We start from the raw sequence: 19,787 nt of genomic DNA on the forward strand, positions 1-19,787 counted from the left end.
ATAAAGAAATTGCAACCACAGGTTGACAAAATAACAAGCAGACTTGCTAGTTTGCAACTAGCTAAATTTCTAAGCTTAGTGCTCAACATTAGACGAAGAAGTGAACAAGATGATATTAGCAGATAAGATTATCAAATTAAGAAAACAGTTGAGCTGGTCACAGGAAGAATTGGCCGAGAAAATGAACATTTCGAGACAGTCAGTTTCAAAATGGGAAAGCGCAAATAGCATTCCTGATTTAAATAAGGTAATTATGCTCGCGGAGATTTTTAACGTTTCCACTGATTTTTTATTAAAAGACGAACTTGAAACATTTGACACGATTAATGAAAGTAAAGAGCCAAGTACACTTCAACTTAGCATAGAGCAAGTAGCTAATTACATTGAAAACAAAATAGAAATATCCACCTTGGTCACCAAAGGAGTCATACTATGTCTATGCTCGGTAATCCCATTACTTTTCTTTTTAGCAATGGCTGAAACTGGCCGTTTAAACCTAACGGACGATATTGCCACGGCAATAGGTGTTGTTTGCATATTGGTCATGGTGTCTATTGGAGTCAGTTTCTTTATCAAAACTAATCAATATGACAGTGAGGTTGTAGGAATAGACAACGAGCCTTTTGAGTTAGCCTATGGTGTACATGGTGTTTTTAAAGAAAAACTAGAAAAGTTTCGAGCGAGTTATAATCTTAAGTTATCCATCGCTATATTCATGTTTATCATCAGTTTTGTACCGCTTATGATGGTCAGTATGTTTTCTGGTGGCTCAGACTTAGTCTTAATGATGCTTATTGTTTTGATACTGTTTATTGCTGTTGGTATTTATATCGTTGCCCCTGTTTCGGCAAAATACGATGCCTACAATAACCTCTTAAAAGACAGCTTTTCAGGCAAAGAGAAAAGCAAACGTAGCAAACGAGCAGAAAAACTTGCCGCCTTTTATTGGCCATTATTAGTTGCAATATTCCTTGGCTGGAGCTTATGGACGATGAACTGGGGCGTAACTTGGATTATTTGGCCTGTGGGGGCTGTGCTTTTTGCTGCCCTGGTTGGATTAATGGAGTTATTTGAAAAAGAAGAAGCTTAACATATCAAATATAACCGGTAAAAAAGGTCTACAACTTGTAGACCTTTTTGCATTTTTCTTTTAGAAACGGTAAAGAAAAAAATTGGCATTGTTACCAGTGGTACAGCCGGCCCTAGTAAAGGTGCTCCTATTGCTAAGGGCTATGTAGAAACCAAGTATGCTGTTTTAGACACTGAAATTTATGCTGACGTTCGAGGTAAGAAATTACCTATGCTGATTCAAAGAATGCCATTTGTTTCACAACGCTACTATCGTGGCTAAGTTACGTGGCTAAAGTACGACAATAACTGCCAACCAATGGCGATTTATAGATGTAAATTGCCATTAAAAAAGCCGCTCGATGAGCGGCTTTTTTAATGTTCAAAGATTAAGGTTAACCTTCTTTAGCTTCAATAACCGGCTCACCTTTAATGTACTCACGCATACGTTGAATAATCATATAAAAATAAGGCACTAGCAAGGTACCAAATATAGTTGCTGCCACCATACCAGCTAATACGGTTAAACCGAGTGAAACTCGGCTACCAGCGCCAGCACCTGATGCAAACACTAACGGTAAAACACCAAGTACGAACGACAAGGCCGTCATCAATACGGCACGAAAACGTAAGCGTGCAGCATTTAAAGCAGCATCAAATATGCTATGCCCTGCAGCCCTTTGTTCCATAGCAAACTCAACAATTAATATTGCCGTTTTCGTCGACAAACCTATCAATAATATTAAGCCGACTTGCGCATAAATATTGTTAGCCATGCCAACGGTATATAAAGTTAACATAGCACCAAAAATAGCTAATGGCACTGCGGCAATAACCGAGAATGGTATGGTCCAACTCTCATATTGTGCAACTAAAAATAGGTAAACGAAAATTATCGCTAGGCCAAATAATATTGGTGCTAAATTGCCCGCTTCAATTTCTTGTTTAGACTGACCAGACCATTCAAAAACATAACCTTGTGGTAATTTAGCCGCTAACTCTTCCATCGCAGCAATAGCTTGACCAGAAGAATAGCCTGGTGCAGCTTGGCCACTAATAGCCGCACTACGATAAAGGTTAAAATGAGTAATACTTGTTGGCCCAAGAATCGGCTCAAGTTTAGCTAACGTGGTTAACGCCACCATTTCTCCAGCATTATTTTTCACGTAGTAATGGCGTAAATCAGATGGGTCTTTACGAAATTCAGACTCAGCCTGTAGTGTGACTTTATAGGTACGACCAAATTGACTAAAGTCATTAACATACATAGAGCCAAGTTGAGCTTGCAGAGTAACAAAAATATCTGATAACGCTACCCCTTGTGCTTTGGCTTTGTTACGGTCAACTTCTAAGAAGTATTGCGGTACATTAGCGCGATAAGTACTAAATACACGACTTAACTCTGGACGATGATTGGCCTCATAGATTAAGCCATTCATTACCTGTGCAAGGTCTGCCGGACTACGACCTTCACTATCTTGTAATTTAAACTCAAAACCAGAACTATTACCTAAACCAGGAATTGGCGGTGGGTTAAAGATCATAATTTGTGCATCAGGCATTGCCCATAGCTGCCCCATTAAACGACCAATAATGGCACGCAACTTTAACTCAGGCGTTGTGCGCTCTTCCCAGTCTTTTAACATAATAATACCAAGAGCATTATTTGAACCGGCACCACCTAACAGTGACGTACCCGAAACCATAATAACATCAGTTACCGCTGGGTCTTGCTTAATAATAGGGGTGATTTTAGCTAATAAGGCTTCTGTTCTATTGCTTGATGCGGCATCAGGTAACTGAACATCAACAAAAACATAGCCTTGATCTTCGCCTGGCACAAATGCTGTTGGCACTTCACTCGTTAACCACGCAGTGGCACCAAACATAATTAGCACAAGAACACCAACACGTGCAGCTCTCCTTAATAAGAAATTTACACCACTAGTGTATGCAACCGTTCCTCGTCCAATTAAACGTTCAAATGGCAGTAACCACCCTATCGGTTTCATTTTTTCAGCACTTAATAATACCGTACATAATGCAGGACTCAAGGTTAGAGCGTTGATAGAAGATATTAGTACCGCAAAAGAAATCGTAACCGAGAATTGTTTGTAAAGTTCGCCTGTTATACCTGGCATAAATGCGACCGGCACAAATACGGCCAGCAAAACTAATGTTGTAGCAATAATAGGGCCTGATACTTGCTCCATTGCTTTTGACACGGCCTCTTTAATTGGCAGGCCTTCTTCTTTCAAAATACGTTCAACATTTTCAATAACGATAATGGCATCATCCACGACAATACCAATGGCTAATACTAAACCAAATAATGTAATGGTATTAATTGAATATCCCATTAATTGCATAAAAGCAAAAGTACCAATTAAGGATACCGGAATAGCAATAGAAGGAATTATCGTTGCCCGCCAATTTTGCAGGAATAAAAATACGACTAAAATAACTAAACCAACAGCTTGATATAGGGTTACTTGTACTTCTTCAATCGAGCGAACAATAAACTCAGTAGTGTCATACGGAATCGCATACTCTAAACCATCAGGAAAACGTTGTGATAACTCTTCCATTGCCATTTTAACTTGTGCAGCAACTTCAGTCGCATTGGCATCAGGTAACTGGTAAATAACTAAGAAAGCGGTTTCAGCGCCATTTAATCGTGCTTGGACACCGTAATTTTCAGAACCTAGTTCAAGGCGAGCAATATCTGCTAAACGAATAAATTTGCTATCTGAATTAGAGCGAATAATAGTTTGCCCAAACTCTTCTGGAGTTTTCAAACGCCCCTTAGCTTGAATTGAATATTCAAATTGTTGATTTGGTAATGCTGGGCTAGCACCTAGTTTACCAGCAGCGACAATTAAGTTTTGCTCTTGCAGTGCTTGTTGTACTTCAGCGACAGTGATGCCTAAAGATGTCATACGGTCAGGATTTAACCACGCACGCATGCTATAACTCATTTCTCCCATTACACTTGCTGCAGCAACACCAGGGATCCGCCCCAATGGTTCAGTTAAGTAATTTGTTGCATAGTTACTTAAAAATAATTGATCGATATTTTCTTGTTCAGAAAACAGCGTAATCGCCATTAGCATAGCACTAGATTTGGTTTTTACACTAACACCTTGTTTAGTTACCTCACTTGGTAATGAACTTTGTGCAAGTGCGACTCGATTCTGCACATTAACTTGTGCAATATCACCATCAATACCGACTTTGAAGAACACGGTAATGGTCGCAGTGCCATTATTAGAAGCTGTAGATTCGATATACAGCATGTCTTCTACACCATTGACTTGCTCCTCAATGGGCCGAATAACAGACTCTTCAACAACTTGTGCGCTAGCACCAGGATACACGGCCGTAATTTCTATTTGTGGCGGAGTAATTTGTGGGTACATATTAACCGGCAATAACAACATTGCAATAAAGCCAGCCAGTGTAATCAATATCGAAATAACAAAGGCAAACTTAGGCCGATTGATAAAGGTTTTACTTATCATTATTTGCCCCTTACTGTGTCAAATAATCAGAAATAACACCCGTTATAGGGTCAACACGCTTGTCAACTGGCCCTACTTCAATACCATTTCGCACTTTTTGTAAACCTTCAATAATCACACGCTCATTTTCTTTCAAACCAGACTCAACCAGCCACATAGCATTAATGCGACGACCAAGTTTAACAATACGCTGTGCAACCTTGTTTTCTTGATCAACTACAAGCACAAATTTACCTTGTTGATTTTCTTGCACCGATGCTTGTGGAATTAAAGCCATATTTTTTTTGTCTTTACTTTCAGCAACTAAAGTTACAAACAAGCCAGGTAAAATAATATCGTCAGGGTTTTGAAAAATAGCACGCAATTCTACGGTGCCCATGCCTTGTTCTATTTTAGTATCGGCAAAAATAATTTCGCCTTTTTCAGCGTAAGTGGTGTTATTAGGTAAGCGTAAACTAAGATCAAGCTCATCTTTTACATCATCTGCACTAGTTTTTTTATCTTGTAAATATGAAATAAACTCACTTTCTTCAACCCCAAAACTAACATACATAGGATTAGTTGCGGTCAAGGTTGCAATTGCTCCCTTTGACGGGCTAACAATATTGCCAATGTTGAAGTTAACTTTGCCAATATGCCCTGCAAATGGTGCACTAATCGTGGTGTAACTTAAATTTAGCTCAGCCTGCTCAAGTGCGGCCTTTGCAACATTTACCGCTGCTTTTGCCTGTGAATCATTAGTGATTAATTTGTCTAAATCAGATTGAGAAATATAACCTTGTCCAGCAACCTCTTTACCACGTTTTAAATCTCGTGCGGCGCCTTGTGCACCAGCAACTTTACTGGTTAAGTCAGCTTTGGCTGACTCCAATGCGGTAATATAAGTTGTTGGGTCAATTTTTAATAGCACCTGGCCTCTTTCAACAATAGCGCCTTCTTTAAATAAACGTTCAACAAGTTCGCCTTCAACACGTGCCGTTAATTCCACTTCTTTAGACGCCACTGTACGAGCAACGAATTCACGGTAATCACCAATTTTATCCATCGACACAACATAAGTTGAAACCGCCGGTGGTGGTGCTTTTTGCACGGTTTGTTCTTTTTGGCCACAGGCCGTTATAATCAGCAAAGTAGCAACTATTGCAGTATTTCTTATAAACCTAGGCGATGAAAGCTTTGACATATTATTCAGTTGAATGAACATCAACTAACTCCTTTAAACTCATAGTAAGATAAACCAGAATATGATTTTATTTTTATAATTAAAAATATAGTACATCAGCTGATATTAAATATCGTAAACATTTGTAACTTAAGCAACAATTTATGCAAATTATCTGTACTTTAGTGAAACATTAAAACAATTCAGCACAAATGCTTGACGCTGAATTGTTTTGATATGCAACTATTTTTTTGTAGACAATTGAAAGTTAGATAAGTTGCCCTTATTTACAGGCTATATAAACGAAATGATTCACCTAATAATTATTAAGGTAATCAAGTAGATTTTAAAATACTTAATAAAACTAGCTGGCAAACTACGGAAATTTTTCATGCGTAATCCAAGAATTTACCAAGCACAAGCGTTTCATATTGGTCAAGTACAAGCCTTGAGTGACGATGCTTTTTCGCACGTTGTCAGAGTTTTACGATTAAAGGAAGAAGATTGCATTACTTTATTTAATGGCTTCCTTGAAACAGACAATGGCAAACAAGGTTATTATGAATACCAAGTGAAGTTATGCAATGTTGCGAAAAAACGCGCTGATATTGAAGTCATAAGCAAAAGTTTAGTTACTAATGAATCGCCGTTAAATATACATTTAGGGCAAGGTATTTCTCGTGGTGAGCGTATGGATTTTACTTTGCAAAAGTCGGTAGAACTCGGGGTAAATACTATTACGCCAATTTTTACTGAACGCTGCGGTGTTAAACTTTCTGGAGAGCGACTAGAGAAAAAAAGAGAGCAATGGCAAAAAATTGTTATTAGTGCCTGTGAACAAAGTGGCCGATGCGCGGTCCCAATGGTTGAGCAAGCAATTTATTTAGACGATTGGCTAGCACAAAACACCAGTGCCCTTAAACTAAATTTACACCCGAAAGCTCAACATTCAATTATGAGCTTACCAATTGAAAACCAGCGAGTACGTTTGCTTATTGGCCCTGAAGGTGGTTTAAGCGATGATGAGATAGCACGTGCTAACAATGCAGACTTTCACGACGTATTACTTGGGCCACGCGTGTTAAGAACAGAAACCGCAGCATTAACAGCAATTACGGCATTACAGTGTCGATATGGTGATTTAACATAACAAGCGATTAACCTAACTGGCTAAATCGTAAATTTTAAGTTGTTGGCAAGCGCTAACATGCCTAGGCATATCAAAAATTAACAATAGGAAAAAACATGAGCATAAAAATTGGCGTTGTTATGGACCCTATTTCTCAGGTCAATGTAAAAAAAGATTCTTCAATGGCAATGATGCTTGAAGCGCAAGCACGTGGTTATGAAATTTACTACATGGAAATGCAAGACCTTTATTTAGAACAGGGCGACTGCCGCGCCACGACCGCAAAAGTAAAAGTGTTTAACGACCCTGAGCATTGGTATGAACTAGGTGAACAACAAGATATTAATGTCGCTGAATTAGATGCGGTGTTAATGCGCAAAGATCCGCCATTTGATACTGAGTTTATTTACGCAACTTACATGCTAGAGCGCGCAGAAGTGGCAGGTACATTAATTGTTAATAAGCCACAAAGTCTACGCGATTGTAACGAAAAACTGTTTACGGCTTGGTTTCCTGAATTAACACCAAAAACATTAGTGACACGTAACAATAAAAAAATACGCGAATTTCATCAGGAAAATAAAGATATCATTATTAAACCGCTTGACGGTATGGGCGGTTCATCAATATTTCGTATTGGCGAAAACGACCCCAATGTCGGGGTTATTCTTGAAACCCTAACAGCACATTCCACACAATATGCTATGGTTCAAGAGTACATGCCTGAAATTGTTGATGGCGATAAACGCATCTTAATCGTTAACGGCGAACCTATGCCATATTGTTTAGCGCGTATACCGGCACAAGGTGAAACACGCGGCAACTTAGCTGCAGGTGGACGTGGCGAAGCTCGTCCTCTGAGTGCTAGCGATAAACTTATTGCTGAAACTATTGCTCCAGAGCTGAAGAAACGTGGCTTATATTTTGTTGGCTTAGATGTTATTGGCGATAAAGTTACTGAAATTAACGTTACTAGCCCAACATGTATTCGCGAAATTGAAGCGGCATACCCAATCAATATTAGTGGTAAATTGATGGATGCCATTGAACAAAATATTACCCAAAAAAATTAATTTGATTATGCGTCAGCGCACTAAATGGTGCGCTTATCATCCTTATTTTATTAGTGACAGGGGAATTTTATGGATAGTTTAGAGAATCAATTATTAATCGCTATGCCCAGTTTAGAAGACTCTTATTTCAATAAAACAGTAACTTACATCTGTGAGCATAATGCTGAAGGTGCCATGGGCTTAATTATTAACTTACCTATTAATGTGTCCTTGAATGAGCTTTTAACACAAATAGACGAAGAAAAAGTTGATATACCTGAATTAGATCAACAAGTGTTAACCGGTGGCCCAGTCTCTCAAGACCGAGGTTTTGTACTACATAGCACGCAATCAGGTTGGAAAAGTTCACTTGCGTTAAGTGAAGAGGTTATGATCACTACCTCAAAAGATATCTTACTAGCTTTAGGCACAGACGAAGCGCCTGAAAAATATATGGTAACACTCGGCTATGCTGGCTGGGGACCCGGGCAATTAGAAGAAGAAATCAAAGAAAACTCTTGGTTAATCACCCCAGCTGATGAAGAAATATTATTTAACACGCCAATTGAGCAACGCTGGAAGAAAGCAACGGATATGCTAGGCATAGATTTAGCTCACTTATCTCAAGATGTTGGACATGCATAATGGCAAGTAAAACCCCGGTTGGCGAACGCACTGTGCTCGGCTTTGACTTTGGCAAAAAATATATTGGCGTAGCTGTTGGCCAAGAACTTACCGGCTCAGCCTCCCCTTTGGGGTCAGTAAAAGCTAATAATGGTATTCCACACTGGGATAACATGGCCAAATTTATTAATGAGTGGCAGCCAGACTTTATTGTTGTTGGCTTACCCTTAAATATGGATGGCAGCGAGCAGCAGTTAACATTAGACGCCAAAAAATTTGGTAATCGAGTTTCAGGTCGTTTTGGAATTAATGTTAAATTTCAAGATGAAAGGCTCACCACTGCAACGGCTAAAGAAGCATTATTTTCTCAAGGCGGTTACCGTAATCTTAAAAAAGATAATATTGATGCTGAATCAGCTAAACTCATTATCGAAAGCTATTTTGAAGCGCAGTATTCAAAACTAATGTAAAACAGCATACAGCCACCATTTATACTTATGCAAATGGTGGTAAATTCAACGTTCAGAAATGCATGAGTAAATTCAAATAAGCAACTAACTACCGTAATAACTCACTTATAACGAGTTAAATAACTTAAGCCTAAAACCTAACGTCCTATGAATATTATTGCCATTATCAGCCCATTAATTTTAGTAGGCATAACCGGTTTCTTTTGTGCTAAAAGAGGCCTTTTTAATAAAGGCCAAGTCGATACGTTAAGTAAATTTACCTTTAATTTAGCAATACCGGCATTTTTATTTCAACAGCTCGCAGGTGCAGATTTAAGTGCTGTTGATTTATCAGTATATGGCGCTTTTTATTTACCTGTACTCATAGTTTATGCACTGGGCTGGCTCGGTAACTTTTACTTTCATCAAAAGCTAAAAACAAATACATCGGCATCAGCGGTTTATGCACTCGCAACAAGTTACTCCAACAATGTTATTGTTGGCATGCCCGTCGCTTTAATGTTACTGGGTGAACAAGTACTGCCAACCATTTTCCTGGTTGTCAGCTTGCATAGCGCACTATTATTTGGCCTAACTAGCATATTAGCTGCCAGCATTAGTCAATTTAATTGGCGATTATTTTTAAAACAAACCTTTTTCAATCCATTGTTAATTGCCATTACCAGTGGCTTTATTGTTAACCTATTAGGAGTAACATTACCTGCAGTAGTTAACGACAGTTTGTTATTATTAGGGCGCCCAGCAATCACGCTTGCACTATTTCTCTTAGGGGCTTCACTCGCTTATTATCATATTCACAGCGAAATTCGCTTTATTATATCTGCAAGTTTATTAAAGCTTGTGCTGCTGCCGGTACTGGTATTATTAAGTTGTCAGGTTATATTCGAGTTTTCTGCAGTGATAACCACAACCTTAGTTATTTTAAGTGCTAGCCCAACGGGTGTTAATGCTTACCTTATTGCCAAACAACAGCAAAAGCATCAAGAAACAACAGCCGGTGTTGTTGTGGTAACTACCTTATTATCTATAGGCACTTTACCAATTTGGCTTTGGGCGCTTAGCTATTACTTAAGATAGTTTTTTATACACCCTCTTTGCATTGCTTTATGGGTTTGTCTTATACATTTGGCTTATGCTTTAGCACGTGAATATTTATAAAACTTAAAACGGGTTTAGGTGATAGCCTTGGTTTTGTAACGTAGCATGGGCCGTCATTGCCGAAAGTGCCATTTTAATGCCAGGTTGTAACATGTCATTTTTAATATCATAGTAAGCCGCAGATTGACCACATAGATAAACTTCAACTTGGTTTTTCATAAGTTGCGCTAATAATTTTTCATTAGCATTACTTTGCTGAAATTTTTCTTGGTAAAGCGTATCTTTAATTAAATCAAACCCCGCTTTACCATGAACCACTAACGCGAGATGAATATTTTTCGGGGCAATACCGTTTGCTGCATGCATATTAATAAAGCGTGCCAAGGTATCTATTTTTCGATTAATTGCACCAATTTTTCCCTGTTCGCTAATATCAAATACTACTTTTAAAACATCGGTATCGTTTAAATCTAAATCCTGTTGAACTTGAGCATGTTTACCGAAATTTTTAATCACTGGCCCCGCTGCAAAACTATCGGCACCTGCAATAGCAAACTGACTAACAATTAAGCTGATTACGATAATAATAAAACGTATATGCATTAACATTGCATTCCCTCTTTAATTTAATTTGCTCATAATGTGTCACGTAATATAAATAAAAAAACATGCCAAAATCAGCATGTTTTTATTAGTCTTCTATAGCTAGTAACTGTAATTAATAGTCGGTAGGCTCTAGCCCATCAATAGTGACACCTGCTAATGAGCCAGTCCCCCCCTGATCGTTACTGCGTAACTTAATCATTAAGCGTAAATCATTTGGTGAATCAGCGTGATGTAGGGCGTCAGCGTAATTTATTAAACCTTGTTGGTATAAATTAAACAAAGCTTTATCAAAGGTTTGCATACCTTGGTCAGTTGATTTTTCCATGACTTCTTTGATGCTACCCACTTCGCCTTTTTTAATTAATTCAGCAACATAAGGAGAGTTAAGTAGTATCTCAATGGCAGCAACACGGCCATTACCATCACGTGTCGGTATTAATTGCTGTGCAACAATACCGCGCAAATTAAGCGCCAAGTCAAAAAGTAATTTACCGTGTTGCTCTGCGGGTACTAAATGCATAATACGATCAATGGCTTGGTTGGCATTGTTGGCATGCAAGGTCGCAATACATAAATGCCCAGTTTCAGCAAAGCTTAAGGCATGCTCCATGGTTTCTTGATTACGGATTTCACCAATTAAGATTACGTCTGGTGCTTGGCGTAACGAGCTTTTTAATGCCGCATCAAAGCTTTCAGTGTCTAAACCAACTTCACGCTGGGTAACCATACACTTGCCATGTTCATGAACAAATTCCACCGGATCTTCAATGGTTAGGATATGCCCACGAGAATTCTTATTGCGGTAACCAATAAGTGCCGCCATCGAGGTTGACTTACCTGTACCTGTACCACCAACAAACAACACTAAGCCACGCTTTGACATGACTACGTCTTTTAATACGGTTGGTAAGCCAAGATCATCTGCTTCCGGAATTTCGGTAACAATACGGCGAATAACCATACCGGCCATGTCTCGTTGCCAAAATGCTGAAACACGAAAACGACCAATGCCGTCAATTGAAATCGCAAAGTTACATTCTTTGTCTTGCTCAAACTCCGCTTTTTGCTTTTCGGACATAGCATCATGTACTAAACCCAATGCTTCATCTGGCGTTAAAATACGCTCATCAATCGCCGTTAATTCACCATTTATTTTCGCACTAACGGCAAGTTTAGCGGTAACAAACATATCTGATGCTTCTTGCTGCACCATTTTTTGTAGTAAGTCGTTAAAGTTCATTAAATTAGCCTTTTCTATTCGCTATTAACTCAGTGCTTAATAACCCATAAACTGGTTTTTATCTTGCGCTTTTTCCATGGCATCTTGCTTGGTGATCATGCCGCGGTTAACTAAGTTTTGTAGACATTGATCCATAGTTTGCATGCCACTCGACATACCGGTTTGAATGGCTGAATACATTTGCGCAATTTTATCTTCACGGATCAAGTTTCGAATGGCTGGTACACCCATCATAATTTCATGTGCTGCCACTCGGCCACCACCCACTTTTTTCACTAAGGTTTGTGAAATAACAGCACGTAACGACTCTGATAACATTGAACGTACCATAGCTTTTTCTTCACCAGGGAAAACATCAATAATACGGTCAATAGTCTTTGGTGCTGACGTGGTATGCAAGGTACCAAAAACTAAATGACCCGTTTCCGCCGCAGTCATTGCTAAACGTATGGTTTCTAAGTCACGCATTTCACCAACCAATATCACATCAGGATCTTCACGCAATGCTGAACGTAGCGCAGCGTTAAAGCTTAACGTATCGCGATGCACTTCACGTTGGTTAATTAAACATGAATGGTTCTCGTGAACAAATTCAATCGGATCTTCTATGGTAAGAATATGATCATGTTTGTGCTTGTTAATATAATCAACCATAGCTGCTAAGGTCGTTGACTTACCTGAGCCTGTAGGGCCAGTAACTAAAACTAACCCACGAGGAAATTCAGAGATATCGCGGAAAATATCAGGGCAACCTAAATCATCAAGTGATAATATTTTACTGGGTATAGTACGAAATACCGCCGCTGGGCCACGGTTTTGGTTAAAAGCATTAACCCTAAAGCGCGCTAAATTAGGTACTTCAAAAGAAAAATCGACTTCTAAATTTTCTTCGTACTCTTTGCGCTGGCGGTCATTCATAATATCATAGACCAAAGCGTTAACATCTTTTTCGTCAAATGCTGGTATATTTAATTTACGTACATCACCATCAACACGAATAGACGGGGGAGTTCCCGTTGACAAATGTAAATCGGAAGCGTTATTTTCCACGCTAAATGCAAGTAATTCGGTAATATCCATACAAACCTCTAAGTCGAATTAAAAATTGAATAAATAACTATATAAGTCATCGAGAACTGAAATAAACCATATGATTGCTATTAAAGATAATATTGCTGAAGTTGAACTGCAAATTTCTTCTGCTTGCCAACAAGCTCATCGCAATATGAGTGATGTCACTTTGCTGGCAGTAAGCAAAACAAAACCCATTGATATGATTAAACAAGCTTATAATGCCGGCCAACGTGCTTTTGGCGAAAGCTATGTACAAGAAGCGGTTGAAAAAATTACCGCCTTGCAATCGAAAACGGACATTTGCTGGCATTTTATTGGGCCAATTCAAAGTAATAAAACCAAATTAATTGCCAACCATTTTTCTTGGGTACACAGCATAGACAGAGCTAAAGTCGCAAAGCGCCTCAATGACCATAGGTCTGGTCAAGATACCCCGCTAAACATTTGTTTACAAGTGAATATTAGCGGCGAAGAAAGTAAATCGGGTGTTTTAGTGGCTGAGCTACCAAACTTACTGGCTGAAATTAGCCAGTATCAAAACCTGTGTATTCGCGGTTTAATGGCGATCCCTGAAAAAAATGCCACACAAGCAAGCTTTAATGATATGCAAAATTTATTTAAATCATTACAAAAGCAATACCCGAGTATGGACACTCTTTCTATGGGGATGTCTGCGGACATGCAGCTCGCTATCAATGCTGGCTCAACCATAGTGCGCATTGGCTCAGCTATTTTTGGTGCCCGAGCGCAAAAATAATAATTATACAAAAGTCGTCTACTCGTTAAGCAATGAGTTAGATAAACTTAAAAAAAACTCTACCTTTATGCTGATGGTTTAATCCCCACAGGCTAAAAAGACACTTAGGAAAAACATGAAAAACGTAGCATTTATTGGCGCTGGTAATATGAATAGCGCAATTATTTCTGGCCTAGTTAAAAACGGCTACCAAGCTGAACATATTATCGTTTCAAACCCTACTCCAGAAAAAAGAACCGCACTGGCTAAGCAATTTGGCATTCAACAGACCGCAAGTAATATTGAAGCTGTACAGTTTGCTGATGTTATTGTGCTTGGCGTCAAACCGTACATTATTAGCGAAGTTTGCCAGCAATTAAGTGAAAATATCGACCTTGCGGGTAAATCATTCATTTCCGTTGCCGCCGGTACCACGCTTGCCCAAATTGAGCTGGCTCTGGGTCAACCATGTTCAATTTTTAGAACTATGCCCAACACACCTGCGCAAATTGGTTATGGCGTAACCGGTATTTTTGCCAATAGTAAAGCAACCGACGATGAAAAAACATTTGCTGAAACCTTAATGGCATCGGTTGGTATCGTTAAATGGCTTGAAACCGAAGAGCAGATTGATCACATTATCGCGGTTTCAGGTTCTGCTCCGGCTTATTTTTTCTTGTTTATGGAAGCAATGGAGAAGCAAGCACGTGCCTATGGTTTTAACGAACAAGACAGCAGAGAGTTAGTTCAACAAACGGCAGTAGGTGCAGCAAAAATGGTGGTGGAGAATCAACTTTCAATTAGTAAGTTACGTGAAAATGTAACTTCTAAAGGTGGTACCACACAGGCAGCCATCAGTGCCTTTAGTGAAGGTGGCTTGGAACAATTAGTAACAAAAGCAATGAATTGTGCCTTGAATCGCGCTAAAGAAATGGCACAGAATAGCTAATCGTATTACTATCGCTCTACAGTGGCTTTTCATGGTTTAAAAATCAATAAATGTTGAATAGTTTAAGCCATTGATATCTCTTCGTTATGCCCTAATATTTAAAGGGATAAATGGTGAAGTTTTTTCTCATAATTTTGGAGTTTTAAATGGAAGCAATTAATTATTTGCTTAAGTTTGCCTTTGACGCATTATTAATGATTTTAGTGTTACGGGTGTGGTTACAATTGGTCAGAGCCGATTTTTATAATCCGTTAAGCCAATTTATTGTCAAAGTCAGTAACCCACTTGTTATTCCGCTGCGCCGTTTAATTCCTGGCTTAGGTGGCGTTGATTTACCAACCATTATTTTGGCTTATCTTGTGGCAACGTTAACCTTTGTGATTATTCCATTAATTAATGGCGGGCCAATTGATTTTGCTATGGCATTCTATCTAGGCCTGATCTACCTGTTCAAACAAACAGGTATGCTGTTATTTATTATTATGCTTGTGATGGCGTTAATGAGCTGGGTTGTGCAAGGCTATAATCCAACCCAAATGATATTTCATCAACTAACGGCACCTGTTTTAAGCCCGATTCGAAAAGTTATTCCAAGTATTGGCGGTCTAGATCTATCGGTACTCATCGCCTTCTTATTATTAAATGTTATTAATATTTTGTTGCGTGGCTGGGTACCTTATTGGGCGATGATATAACACTTGCCTTTTGATCGTATATACTTAACTTAAAGGACTTAATTTTTAAGGTCACTATCATGAAAAACATTATTAACAAACTCATATTAACCGCGCTGTTAGCTTTTTCATGTGCCAGCTATACTAATGCGGAAAACATGAAAAAAATGGACGATATTAACGTTCATTACATGGCAATTAACTCGACCTTTTTAACTCCAGAAATAGCCAAAGCTTATGGTTTGGAGCGCAGCCGTTTTAAAGGTCTTGTCAACATTTCAGTATTAGACAATAGTCAAAAAGGTAATCCGGCAAAAACCGTGATCATGACGGGCAAAGCACGAAATGATGTCGGCCAAATAAAATCTTTAGAATTTACCGAAGTAAAAGAAGGTAATGCCGTTTATTACCTTGCTCAAGTTAGTTATGCCAACGAAGAAACTATCTATTTTGATATTAATATCAGTGATAAAGGTAAACAACATAACTTAAAGTTTTCTCAAAAATTTTATGTCGACTGATGTTTAGTAATATAAGGTTTAATTAAAAGCAAAAAAACGGTAACTGAGTTACCGTTTTTTATTTTTAAATTACCGCTAAATACTGTTATATAGATTTTACCGACTTGCCGCGAAAAAGCTTTCCACCAAAAGTATTTACCAATAAACCTGCCATAACAATCGATATCCCCCAAATTTGCTGGTTAGACATGCTTTCACCGAGCAATAACGCTGCTGATACCATACCAACAATCGGAACGGCTAATGTTAACGGTGCTACCTGCCCCGCAGGGTAGTGAGTCAATAAATAGCTCCAGAGGCTGTAGCCAATAATTGACGCGGCAATTGCCAAATAAAACAGCACCACAACACTTAGCCAATTCAAATTGACTAAACTTTGCTTTATTGCTTCTTCCCCCTCAACCAAATAACTCGTTAAGAAAAATGGCAACATAGCAAGCCAAGAAGACCATACTACCAGCCCTATATTCGCTCGGTACCCCCGTTGATTTATCATACGATTCACCACGTTACCTAACCCCCAAGCAATTGCTGCGGCAACAGTGAAAGCAAAACCTAATAAAGTCATGTTAGCTGATTGGCCAGAATAGCCAATAATAACTAGCCCTATCGCTGCTATTATCATGGCTAGAATTTGGTTAAGCTTTATTTGTTCTTTTAACAGTATGACAGAGAATATCAGCGTAAATAGCGCTTGCGATTGTAAAACTAAAGAGGCCAACCCTGCCGGCATACCAAAGGCTAATGCTGAAAATAGCAATGAAAATTGACCAAAACATAAAGTAAAGGCGTACAATGCCATCCATCGCCATGGAATATCAGGTTTACTTACCAAGCAGCTGCCCAATAAAGCAACAAGTAAAAAACGTAGTCCACCCATCAATAGCGGCGGTATTGTTTCAACACCCCAGGCAATGATTATAAAGTTAAAGCCCCATATAAATATGATCAGCAATGCAATAAATGTATCTTTTAACGACATACAACCCCAACTGAGTTAATAAGAGCCAACAAGCTGCTCCCTCTTTTCATAAGATTAAGGTATTATGCGCGCCAATGTTATGAATAATTTAATCTAAGGTATTAAAGATGGCGACCATCGTATTAGCAACAGGTAATCAAGGCAAAGTGAAAGAATTGGCACGCCTGCTAGCAAATCAAAATATAGACATAAAGCCACAAAGTGAATTTAATGTCCCTGATGTTGCTGAAACAGGCACCACCTTTATTGAAAACGCCATTATCAAAGCTCGCCATGCTGCCAAAATAACTGGCTTACCCGCTATTGCCGATGACTCAGGTTTAGAAGTAGATGCTCTTAATGGTGCCCCCGGCGTATACTCTGCCCGATACGCCGGTGAAAATGCTACAGATGACGACAATACTAATAAACTTTTAAACGCCTTAGAAAATATTGCTGATGATAAACGTAGCGCACGCTTTCATTGCGTTTTAGTTTATATGAGCCATGAACATGACCCAACACCAATAGTTTGCCACGGTGTTTGGCAAGGTAACATTTGCCGAGAAAAACATGGCGAACAAGGCTTTGGCTACGATCCTGTTTTTTGGCAAGAAGCACATCAAATGACCTCAGCACAATTACCGAGAGATTTAAAAAATAAACTAAGCCATCGTGGCCAAGCGTTACAACAGTTAGTGCCATTACTTACAAAGCAACTTAAAGAAGAAATAGCTTAAGATGTTAGTTGCGCCGCCATTATCACTGTATATCCACATACCTTGGTGTGTGGAAAAGTGTCCTTATTGCGACTTTAATTCTCATGCGCTAAAACACCAGATTCCAGAACAAGCATATATTTCACAATTGTTACTGGACTTAGACACAGATATAGCAAAGTTTAATTTACAAAATCGGCCATTACATACAATCTTTATTGGCGGTGGCACACCAAGCTTGTTTTCTGCGCCAGCTATTGAGCAATTACTAACACAAGTACTTAAACGTTTTGAACATAAAGCAGATATAGAAATTACACTTGAGGCTAACCCAGGAACGATTGAGGCAGAAAAATTTATTGGCTTTTTTAACGGCGGTGTTTCGCGTTTATCGGTTGGTGTACAGAGTTTTGAGTCAGATAAACTGATCAAACTAGGTCGTATTCACGATAGCCAGCAAGCAAAAACAGCCGCTAACCTTGCCAGCGAATGCGGCGTAAAAAGCTTTAATTTAGATTTAATGCACGGTTTACCTGAGCAAACGGTTGCCCATGCGCTTGATGATTTAAAAACCGCCATAGCATTAAAGCCAACTCATATTTCATGGTATCAGCTTACCATTGAGCCTAATACTGCGTTTCATTCTCGACCACCAAAATTGCCACAAGATGAAACCCTATGGAGTATTCAAGACCAAGGGATAGCATTGCTTGAACAAGCAGGATATCAGCAATATGAAATATCGGCATACAGTAAACCTCAATATCAATGCCAGCATAACCTTAATTATTGGCAATTTGGTGACTACTTAGGCATTGGCTGTGGCGCCCATGGCAAAATAACCGACATCGAAAAACAAAAAATATATCGCACCGTAAAAGTAAAACACCCGAAAGGCTATTTAGATAAAAGCAGAGTCGCCCTTGATAAACTACATACGGTGACTGATGAAGAGTTGCCATTTGAATATATGATGAATCGGCTAAGATTACATTCAGGATTTTCTTTAACTGAATTTCAGTCACGTACCGGTTTAAACGAACAAGCCATTTTACCGACATTGCAACAAGCACAAGCGAAACAGTTAATGGAATTTGATGGAAAACTTTGGTCAGTGAGTAAACTAGGCCACCGATACCTAAATGATTTACTGGAAATGTTTTTATAACTTATGACCAATAACAATCCAGAGATAGCAAACACTATTAAACCAACTGAATTTTCTAGCGAAGATGAACAGTTTATGCGCCGCGCTATGGCTTTGGCTGAAATTGCACAAAGCCACAATGAAATTCCCGTTGGCGCAGTAGTCGTTTTCAATGGCAAAATTATTGGTGAAGGCTTTAATCAATCCATTATGAATAGCGACCCTTCAGCTCACGCTGAAATGATGGCAATTCGTGATGCCGGTAAAAATATAGAAAATTATCGGCTACTAGACTGCACCTTGTATGTAACCCTTGAGCCCTGCCCTATGTGCGCAGGACTCCTTGTTCACAGTCGAATAAAGCAATTAATATTTGCCAGTAATGATTTAAAAACGGGTGCTGCCGGCAGCGCCTTTAATTTAGTCAATCACCAAAAGCACAATCACCAACTTGAAGTTAAGTCGGGGTTACTCGCTGATGAGTGTAGTACTATGCTCTCCGCTTTCTTTAAACGTAGGCGAGCAGAGAAAAAGGCAGAAAAGAAAGCAAACAAGTCTGCAACAAAGATGATTTAATGCATTAAAATCAACTTTGTTGCAGGTAGCAATTATTTGTAGTCATTCCTCTCCTTAACTACTTCTGTTAAATATTCTACAAATTCAATTTCATAACCATCAGCATCTGTAAAGTAGGTATTATTGCGAATTCCAGGTGACCCTTCCCCTTTTTCAGCGGTAAACCCTGCAGCTTCTAATCGTTGGGTTACTTGTGCTAATTCATCTGTAACAAAGGCAATATGGCTTAGTCCTACTTGGTAACCGCTGTTATCACGAATGTCGCTTTCACCGTGATCGCTCAGTGCCAAATACAAATAGTCATCACCAAAATGCAGCCAACGTCTGTCTTTACCATACCAAGTTGAACGCCCTTCGCCACGGATTCTCCAATGGGGAAATGCCGCCTGGTAAAACGCTAACGCCTTAGGAATGTCTTTAACAACTAAATTTAAGTGCTCTAAATACAACATAATTATAT

20 protein-coding genes and 1 pseudogene are annotated in these 19,787 nt (G+C 38.9%); 14 read left to right on the top strand and 7 right to left on the bottom strand.

Annotated elements, in window-relative coordinates; genetic code table 11:
- The first annotated feature begins 109 nt into the window (after positions 1-109).
- A complete protein-coding gene (locus tag AC27HL_RS13935; RefSeq protein ID WP_487081657.1) occupies positions 110-1,090 on the top strand; it encodes a helix-turn-helix domain-containing protein in 981 nt (326 codons plus the stop codon).
- An 81-nt stretch (positions 1,091-1,171) separates the two neighbouring features.
- On the top strand, positions 1,172-1,351 hold the full coding sequence (locus AC27HL_RS13940; RefSeq protein ID WP_487081713.1) for a glycine cleavage T C-terminal barrel domain-containing protein: 180 nt from the start codon (positions 1,172-1,174) through the stop codon (positions 1,349-1,351).
- A 112-nt stretch (positions 1,352-1,463) separates the two neighbouring features.
- On the opposite strand, the gene AC27HL_RS13945 is transcribed toward AC27HL_RS13940, so the two are convergent.
- Positions 1,464-4,589, bottom strand: a complete 3,126-nt coding sequence (locus AC27HL_RS13945; RefSeq protein ID WP_487081658.1) for an efflux RND transporter permease subunit — start codon at positions 4,587-4,589, stop codon at positions 1,464-1,466.
- Positions 4,590-4,599: 10 nt separating this feature from the next.
- On the bottom strand, positions 4,600-5,793 hold the full coding sequence (locus AC27HL_RS13950) for an efflux RND transporter periplasmic adaptor subunit (protein WP_487081659.1): 1,194 nt from the start codon (positions 5,791-5,793) through the stop codon (positions 4,600-4,602).
- A 349-nt stretch (positions 5,794-6,142) separates the two neighbouring features.
- Between AC27HL_RS13950 and rsmE the strand changes: the two genes are divergently transcribed.
- The 5 genes from rsmE to AC27HL_RS13975 all read left to right on the top strand — a co-directional run bounded on the left by rsmE (position 6,143) and on the right by AC27HL_RS13975 (position 10,103).
- Entirely contained in the window at positions 6,143-6,901 is a 759-nt protein-coding gene (gene rsmE, locus AC27HL_RS13955) for a 16S rRNA (uracil(1498)-N(3))-methyltransferase (RefSeq protein ID WP_487081660.1), read from the top strand.
- A gap of 95 nt (positions 6,902-6,996) precedes the next feature.
- Positions 6,997-7,953 carry a glutathione synthase gene (gshB, locus tag AC27HL_RS13960; protein WP_487081661.1) on the top strand — a complete coding sequence of 319 codons (957 nt, stop codon included), beginning with the start codon at positions 6,997-6,999 and terminating at the stop codon, positions 7,951-7,953.
- A gap of 69 nt (positions 7,954-8,022) precedes the next feature.
- The gene (locus AC27HL_RS13965; protein ID WP_487081662.1) at positions 8,023-8,577 is read left to right on the top strand and encodes a YqgE/AlgH family protein; all 555 of its coding nucleotides are present in this window, start codon (positions 8,023-8,025) and stop codon (positions 8,575-8,577) included.
- Positions 8,577-9,026: a Holliday junction resolvase RuvX gene (gene ruvX / locus AC27HL_RS13970; protein ID WP_487081663.1), complete on the top strand. Its 450-nt coding sequence runs from the start codon at positions 8,577-8,579 to the stop codon at positions 9,024-9,026. The genes AC27HL_RS13965 and ruvX overlap by 1 nt, the downstream gene beginning before the upstream one ends.
- Before the next feature lie 147 nt (positions 9,027-9,173).
- A complete protein-coding gene (locus tag AC27HL_RS13975) occupies positions 9,174-10,103 on the top strand; it encodes an AEC family transporter (RefSeq protein ID WP_487081664.1) in 930 nt (309 codons plus the stop codon).
- Between the two features lie 84 nt (positions 10,104-10,187).
- Here AC27HL_RS13975 and AC27HL_RS13980 read toward each other — a convergent pair whose 3' ends face one another.
- The 3 genes from AC27HL_RS13980 to AC27HL_RS13990 form a co-directional block, all read right to left on the bottom strand.
- Positions 10,188-10,733, bottom strand: a complete 546-nt coding sequence (locus AC27HL_RS13980; RefSeq protein ID WP_487081665.1) for a DsrE family protein — start codon at positions 10,731-10,733, stop codon at positions 10,188-10,190.
- Positions 10,734-10,842: 109 nt separating this feature from the next.
- On the bottom strand, positions 10,843-11,970 hold the full coding sequence (locus tag AC27HL_RS13985) for a PilT/PilU family type 4a pilus ATPase (RefSeq protein ID WP_487081666.1): 1,128 nt from the start codon (positions 11,968-11,970) through the stop codon (positions 10,843-10,845).
- A 36-nt stretch (positions 11,971-12,006) separates the two neighbouring features.
- The gene (locus AC27HL_RS13990; RefSeq protein WP_487081667.1) at positions 12,007-13,050 is read right to left on the bottom strand and encodes a type IV pilus twitching motility protein PilT; all 1,044 of its coding nucleotides are present in this window, start codon (positions 13,048-13,050) and stop codon (positions 12,007-12,009) included.
- Between the two features lie 70 nt (positions 13,051-13,120).
- Between AC27HL_RS13990 and AC27HL_RS13995 the strand changes: the two genes are divergently transcribed.
- The 4 genes and pseudogenes from AC27HL_RS13995 to AC27HL_RS14010 all read left to right on the top strand — a co-directional run bounded on the left by AC27HL_RS13995 (position 13,121) and on the right by AC27HL_RS14010 (position 15,924).
- Positions 13,121-13,801: a YggS family pyridoxal phosphate-dependent enzyme gene (locus AC27HL_RS13995; RefSeq protein ID WP_487081668.1), complete on the top strand. Its 681-nt coding sequence runs from the start codon at positions 13,121-13,123 to the stop codon at positions 13,799-13,801.
- A 106-nt stretch (positions 13,802-13,907) separates the two neighbouring features.
- A pseudogene (proC, locus tag AC27HL_RS14000) lies at positions 13,908-14,729 on the top strand (pyrroline-5-carboxylate reductase); the annotation flags it as partial.
- 146 nt (positions 14,730-14,875) lie between these two features.
- A complete protein-coding gene (locus tag AC27HL_RS14005; protein WP_487081669.1) occupies positions 14,876-15,424 on the top strand; it encodes a YggT family protein in 549 nt (182 codons plus the stop codon).
- Positions 15,425-15,483: 59 nt separating this feature from the next.
- Positions 15,484-15,924 carry a DUF4426 domain-containing protein gene (locus AC27HL_RS14010; RefSeq protein ID WP_487081670.1) on the top strand — a complete coding sequence of 147 codons (441 nt, stop codon included), beginning with the start codon at positions 15,484-15,486 and terminating at the stop codon, positions 15,922-15,924.
- A gap of 85 nt (positions 15,925-16,009) precedes the next feature.
- Here the strand turns inward: AC27HL_RS14010 and AC27HL_RS14015 are convergent, their stop codons facing one another.
- Positions 16,010-16,906, bottom strand: coding sequence for an EamA family transporter (locus AC27HL_RS14015; RefSeq protein WP_487081671.1), 897 nt, complete (start codon positions 16,904-16,906; stop codon positions 16,010-16,012).
- Between the two features lie 107 nt (positions 16,907-17,013).
- On the opposite strand from AC27HL_RS14015, the gene AC27HL_RS14020 reads away from it, so the two are divergent.
- The 3 genes from AC27HL_RS14020 to tadA are packed head-to-tail and all read left to right on the top strand — an operon-like array spanning position 17,014 to position 19,327.
- Positions 17,014-17,625 carry an XTP/dITP diphosphatase gene (locus AC27HL_RS14020; RefSeq protein ID WP_487081672.1) on the top strand — a complete coding sequence of 204 codons (612 nt, stop codon included), beginning with the start codon at positions 17,014-17,016 and terminating at the stop codon, positions 17,623-17,625.
- 1 nt (position 17,626) lies between these two features.
- Positions 17,627-18,772 carry a radical SAM family heme chaperone HemW gene (hemW, locus tag AC27HL_RS14025; protein WP_487081673.1) on the top strand — a complete coding sequence of 382 codons (1,146 nt, stop codon included), beginning with the start codon at positions 17,627-17,629 and terminating at the stop codon, positions 18,770-18,772.
- Positions 18,773-18,775: 3 nt separating this feature from the next.
- A complete protein-coding gene (gene tadA, locus AC27HL_RS14030; RefSeq protein WP_487081674.1) occupies positions 18,776-19,327 on the top strand; it encodes a tRNA adenosine(34) deaminase TadA in 552 nt (183 codons plus the stop codon).
- Between the two features lie 32 nt (positions 19,328-19,359).
- Here tadA and AC27HL_RS14035 read toward each other — a convergent pair whose 3' ends face one another.
- Complete coding sequence (locus tag AC27HL_RS14035) at positions 19,360-19,779, bottom strand: VOC family protein (protein WP_487081675.1); 420 nt, start codon at positions 19,777-19,779, stop codon at positions 19,360-19,362.
- Positions 19,780-19,787 lie beyond the last annotated feature (8 nt).

Source organism: Colwellia aquaemaris (genome assembly GCF_057548755.1).

What these genes read in the sequence shown, in the direction of transcription:
- rsmE (WP_487081660.1), top strand. Translation starts at nt 6,143, where the DNA reads ATGCGTAATCCAAGAATTTACCAAGCACAAGCGTTTCATATTGGTCAA.
- gshB (WP_487081661.1), top strand. Translation starts at nt 6,997, where the DNA reads ATGAGCATAAAAATTGGCGTTGTTATGGACCCTATTTCTCAGGTCAAT.
- AC27HL_RS14035 (WP_487081675.1), bottom strand. Translation starts at nt 19,779, where the DNA reads ATGTTGTATTTAGAGCACTTAAATTTAGTTGTTAAAGACATTCCTAAG.
- AC27HL_RS13935 (WP_487081657.1), top strand. Translation starts at nt 110, where the DNA reads ATGATATTAGCAGATAAGATTATCAAATTAAGAAAACAGTTGAGCTGG.
- AC27HL_RS13990 (WP_487081667.1), bottom strand. Translation starts at nt 13,050, where the DNA reads ATGGATATTACCGAATTACTTGCATTTAGCGTGGAAAATAACGCTTCC.
- AC27HL_RS14010 (WP_487081670.1), top strand. Translation starts at nt 15,484, where the DNA reads ATGAAAAACATTATTAACAAACTCATATTAACCGCGCTGTTAGCTTTT.
- AC27HL_RS13985 (WP_487081666.1), bottom strand. Translation starts at nt 11,970, where the DNA reads ATGAACTTTAACGACTTACTACAAAAAATGGTGCAGCAAGAAGCATCA.
- AC27HL_RS13965 (WP_487081662.1), top strand. Translation starts at nt 8,023, where the DNA reads ATGGATAGTTTAGAGAATCAATTATTAATCGCTATGCCCAGTTTAGAA.
- AC27HL_RS13950 (WP_487081659.1), bottom strand. Translation starts at nt 5,793, where the DNA reads ATGTTCATTCAACTGAATAATATGTCAAAGCTTTCATCGCCTAGGTTT.
- AC27HL_RS13980 (WP_487081665.1), bottom strand. Translation starts at nt 10,733, where the DNA reads ATGTTAATGCATATACGTTTTATTATTATCGTAATCAGCTTAATTGTT.
- AC27HL_RS14005 (WP_487081669.1), top strand. Translation starts at nt 14,876, where the DNA reads ATGGAAGCAATTAATTATTTGCTTAAGTTTGCCTTTGACGCATTATTA.
- hemW (WP_487081673.1), top strand. Translation starts at nt 17,627, where the DNA reads ATGTTAGTTGCGCCGCCATTATCACTGTATATCCACATACCTTGGTGT.
- tadA (WP_487081674.1), top strand. Translation starts at nt 18,776, where the DNA reads ATGACCAATAACAATCCAGAGATAGCAAACACTATTAAACCAACTGAA.
- AC27HL_RS13975 (WP_487081664.1), top strand. Translation starts at nt 9,174, where the DNA reads ATGAATATTATTGCCATTATCAGCCCATTAATTTTAGTAGGCATAACC.
- AC27HL_RS14020 (WP_487081672.1), top strand. Translation starts at nt 17,014, where the DNA reads ATGGCGACCATCGTATTAGCAACAGGTAATCAAGGCAAAGTGAAAGAA.
- AC27HL_RS13945 (WP_487081658.1), bottom strand. Translation starts at nt 4,589, where the DNA reads ATGATAAGTAAAACCTTTATCAATCGGCCTAAGTTTGCCTTTGTTATT.
- AC27HL_RS13995 (WP_487081668.1), top strand. Translation starts at nt 13,121, where the DNA reads ATGATTGCTATTAAAGATAATATTGCTGAAGTTGAACTGCAAATTTCT.
- AC27HL_RS14015 (WP_487081671.1), bottom strand. Translation starts at nt 16,906, where the DNA reads ATGTCGTTAAAAGATACATTTATTGCATTGCTGATCATATTTATATGG.
- ruvX (WP_487081663.1), top strand. Translation starts at nt 8,577, where the DNA reads ATGGCAAGTAAAACCCCGGTTGGCGAACGCACTGTGCTCGGCTTTGAC.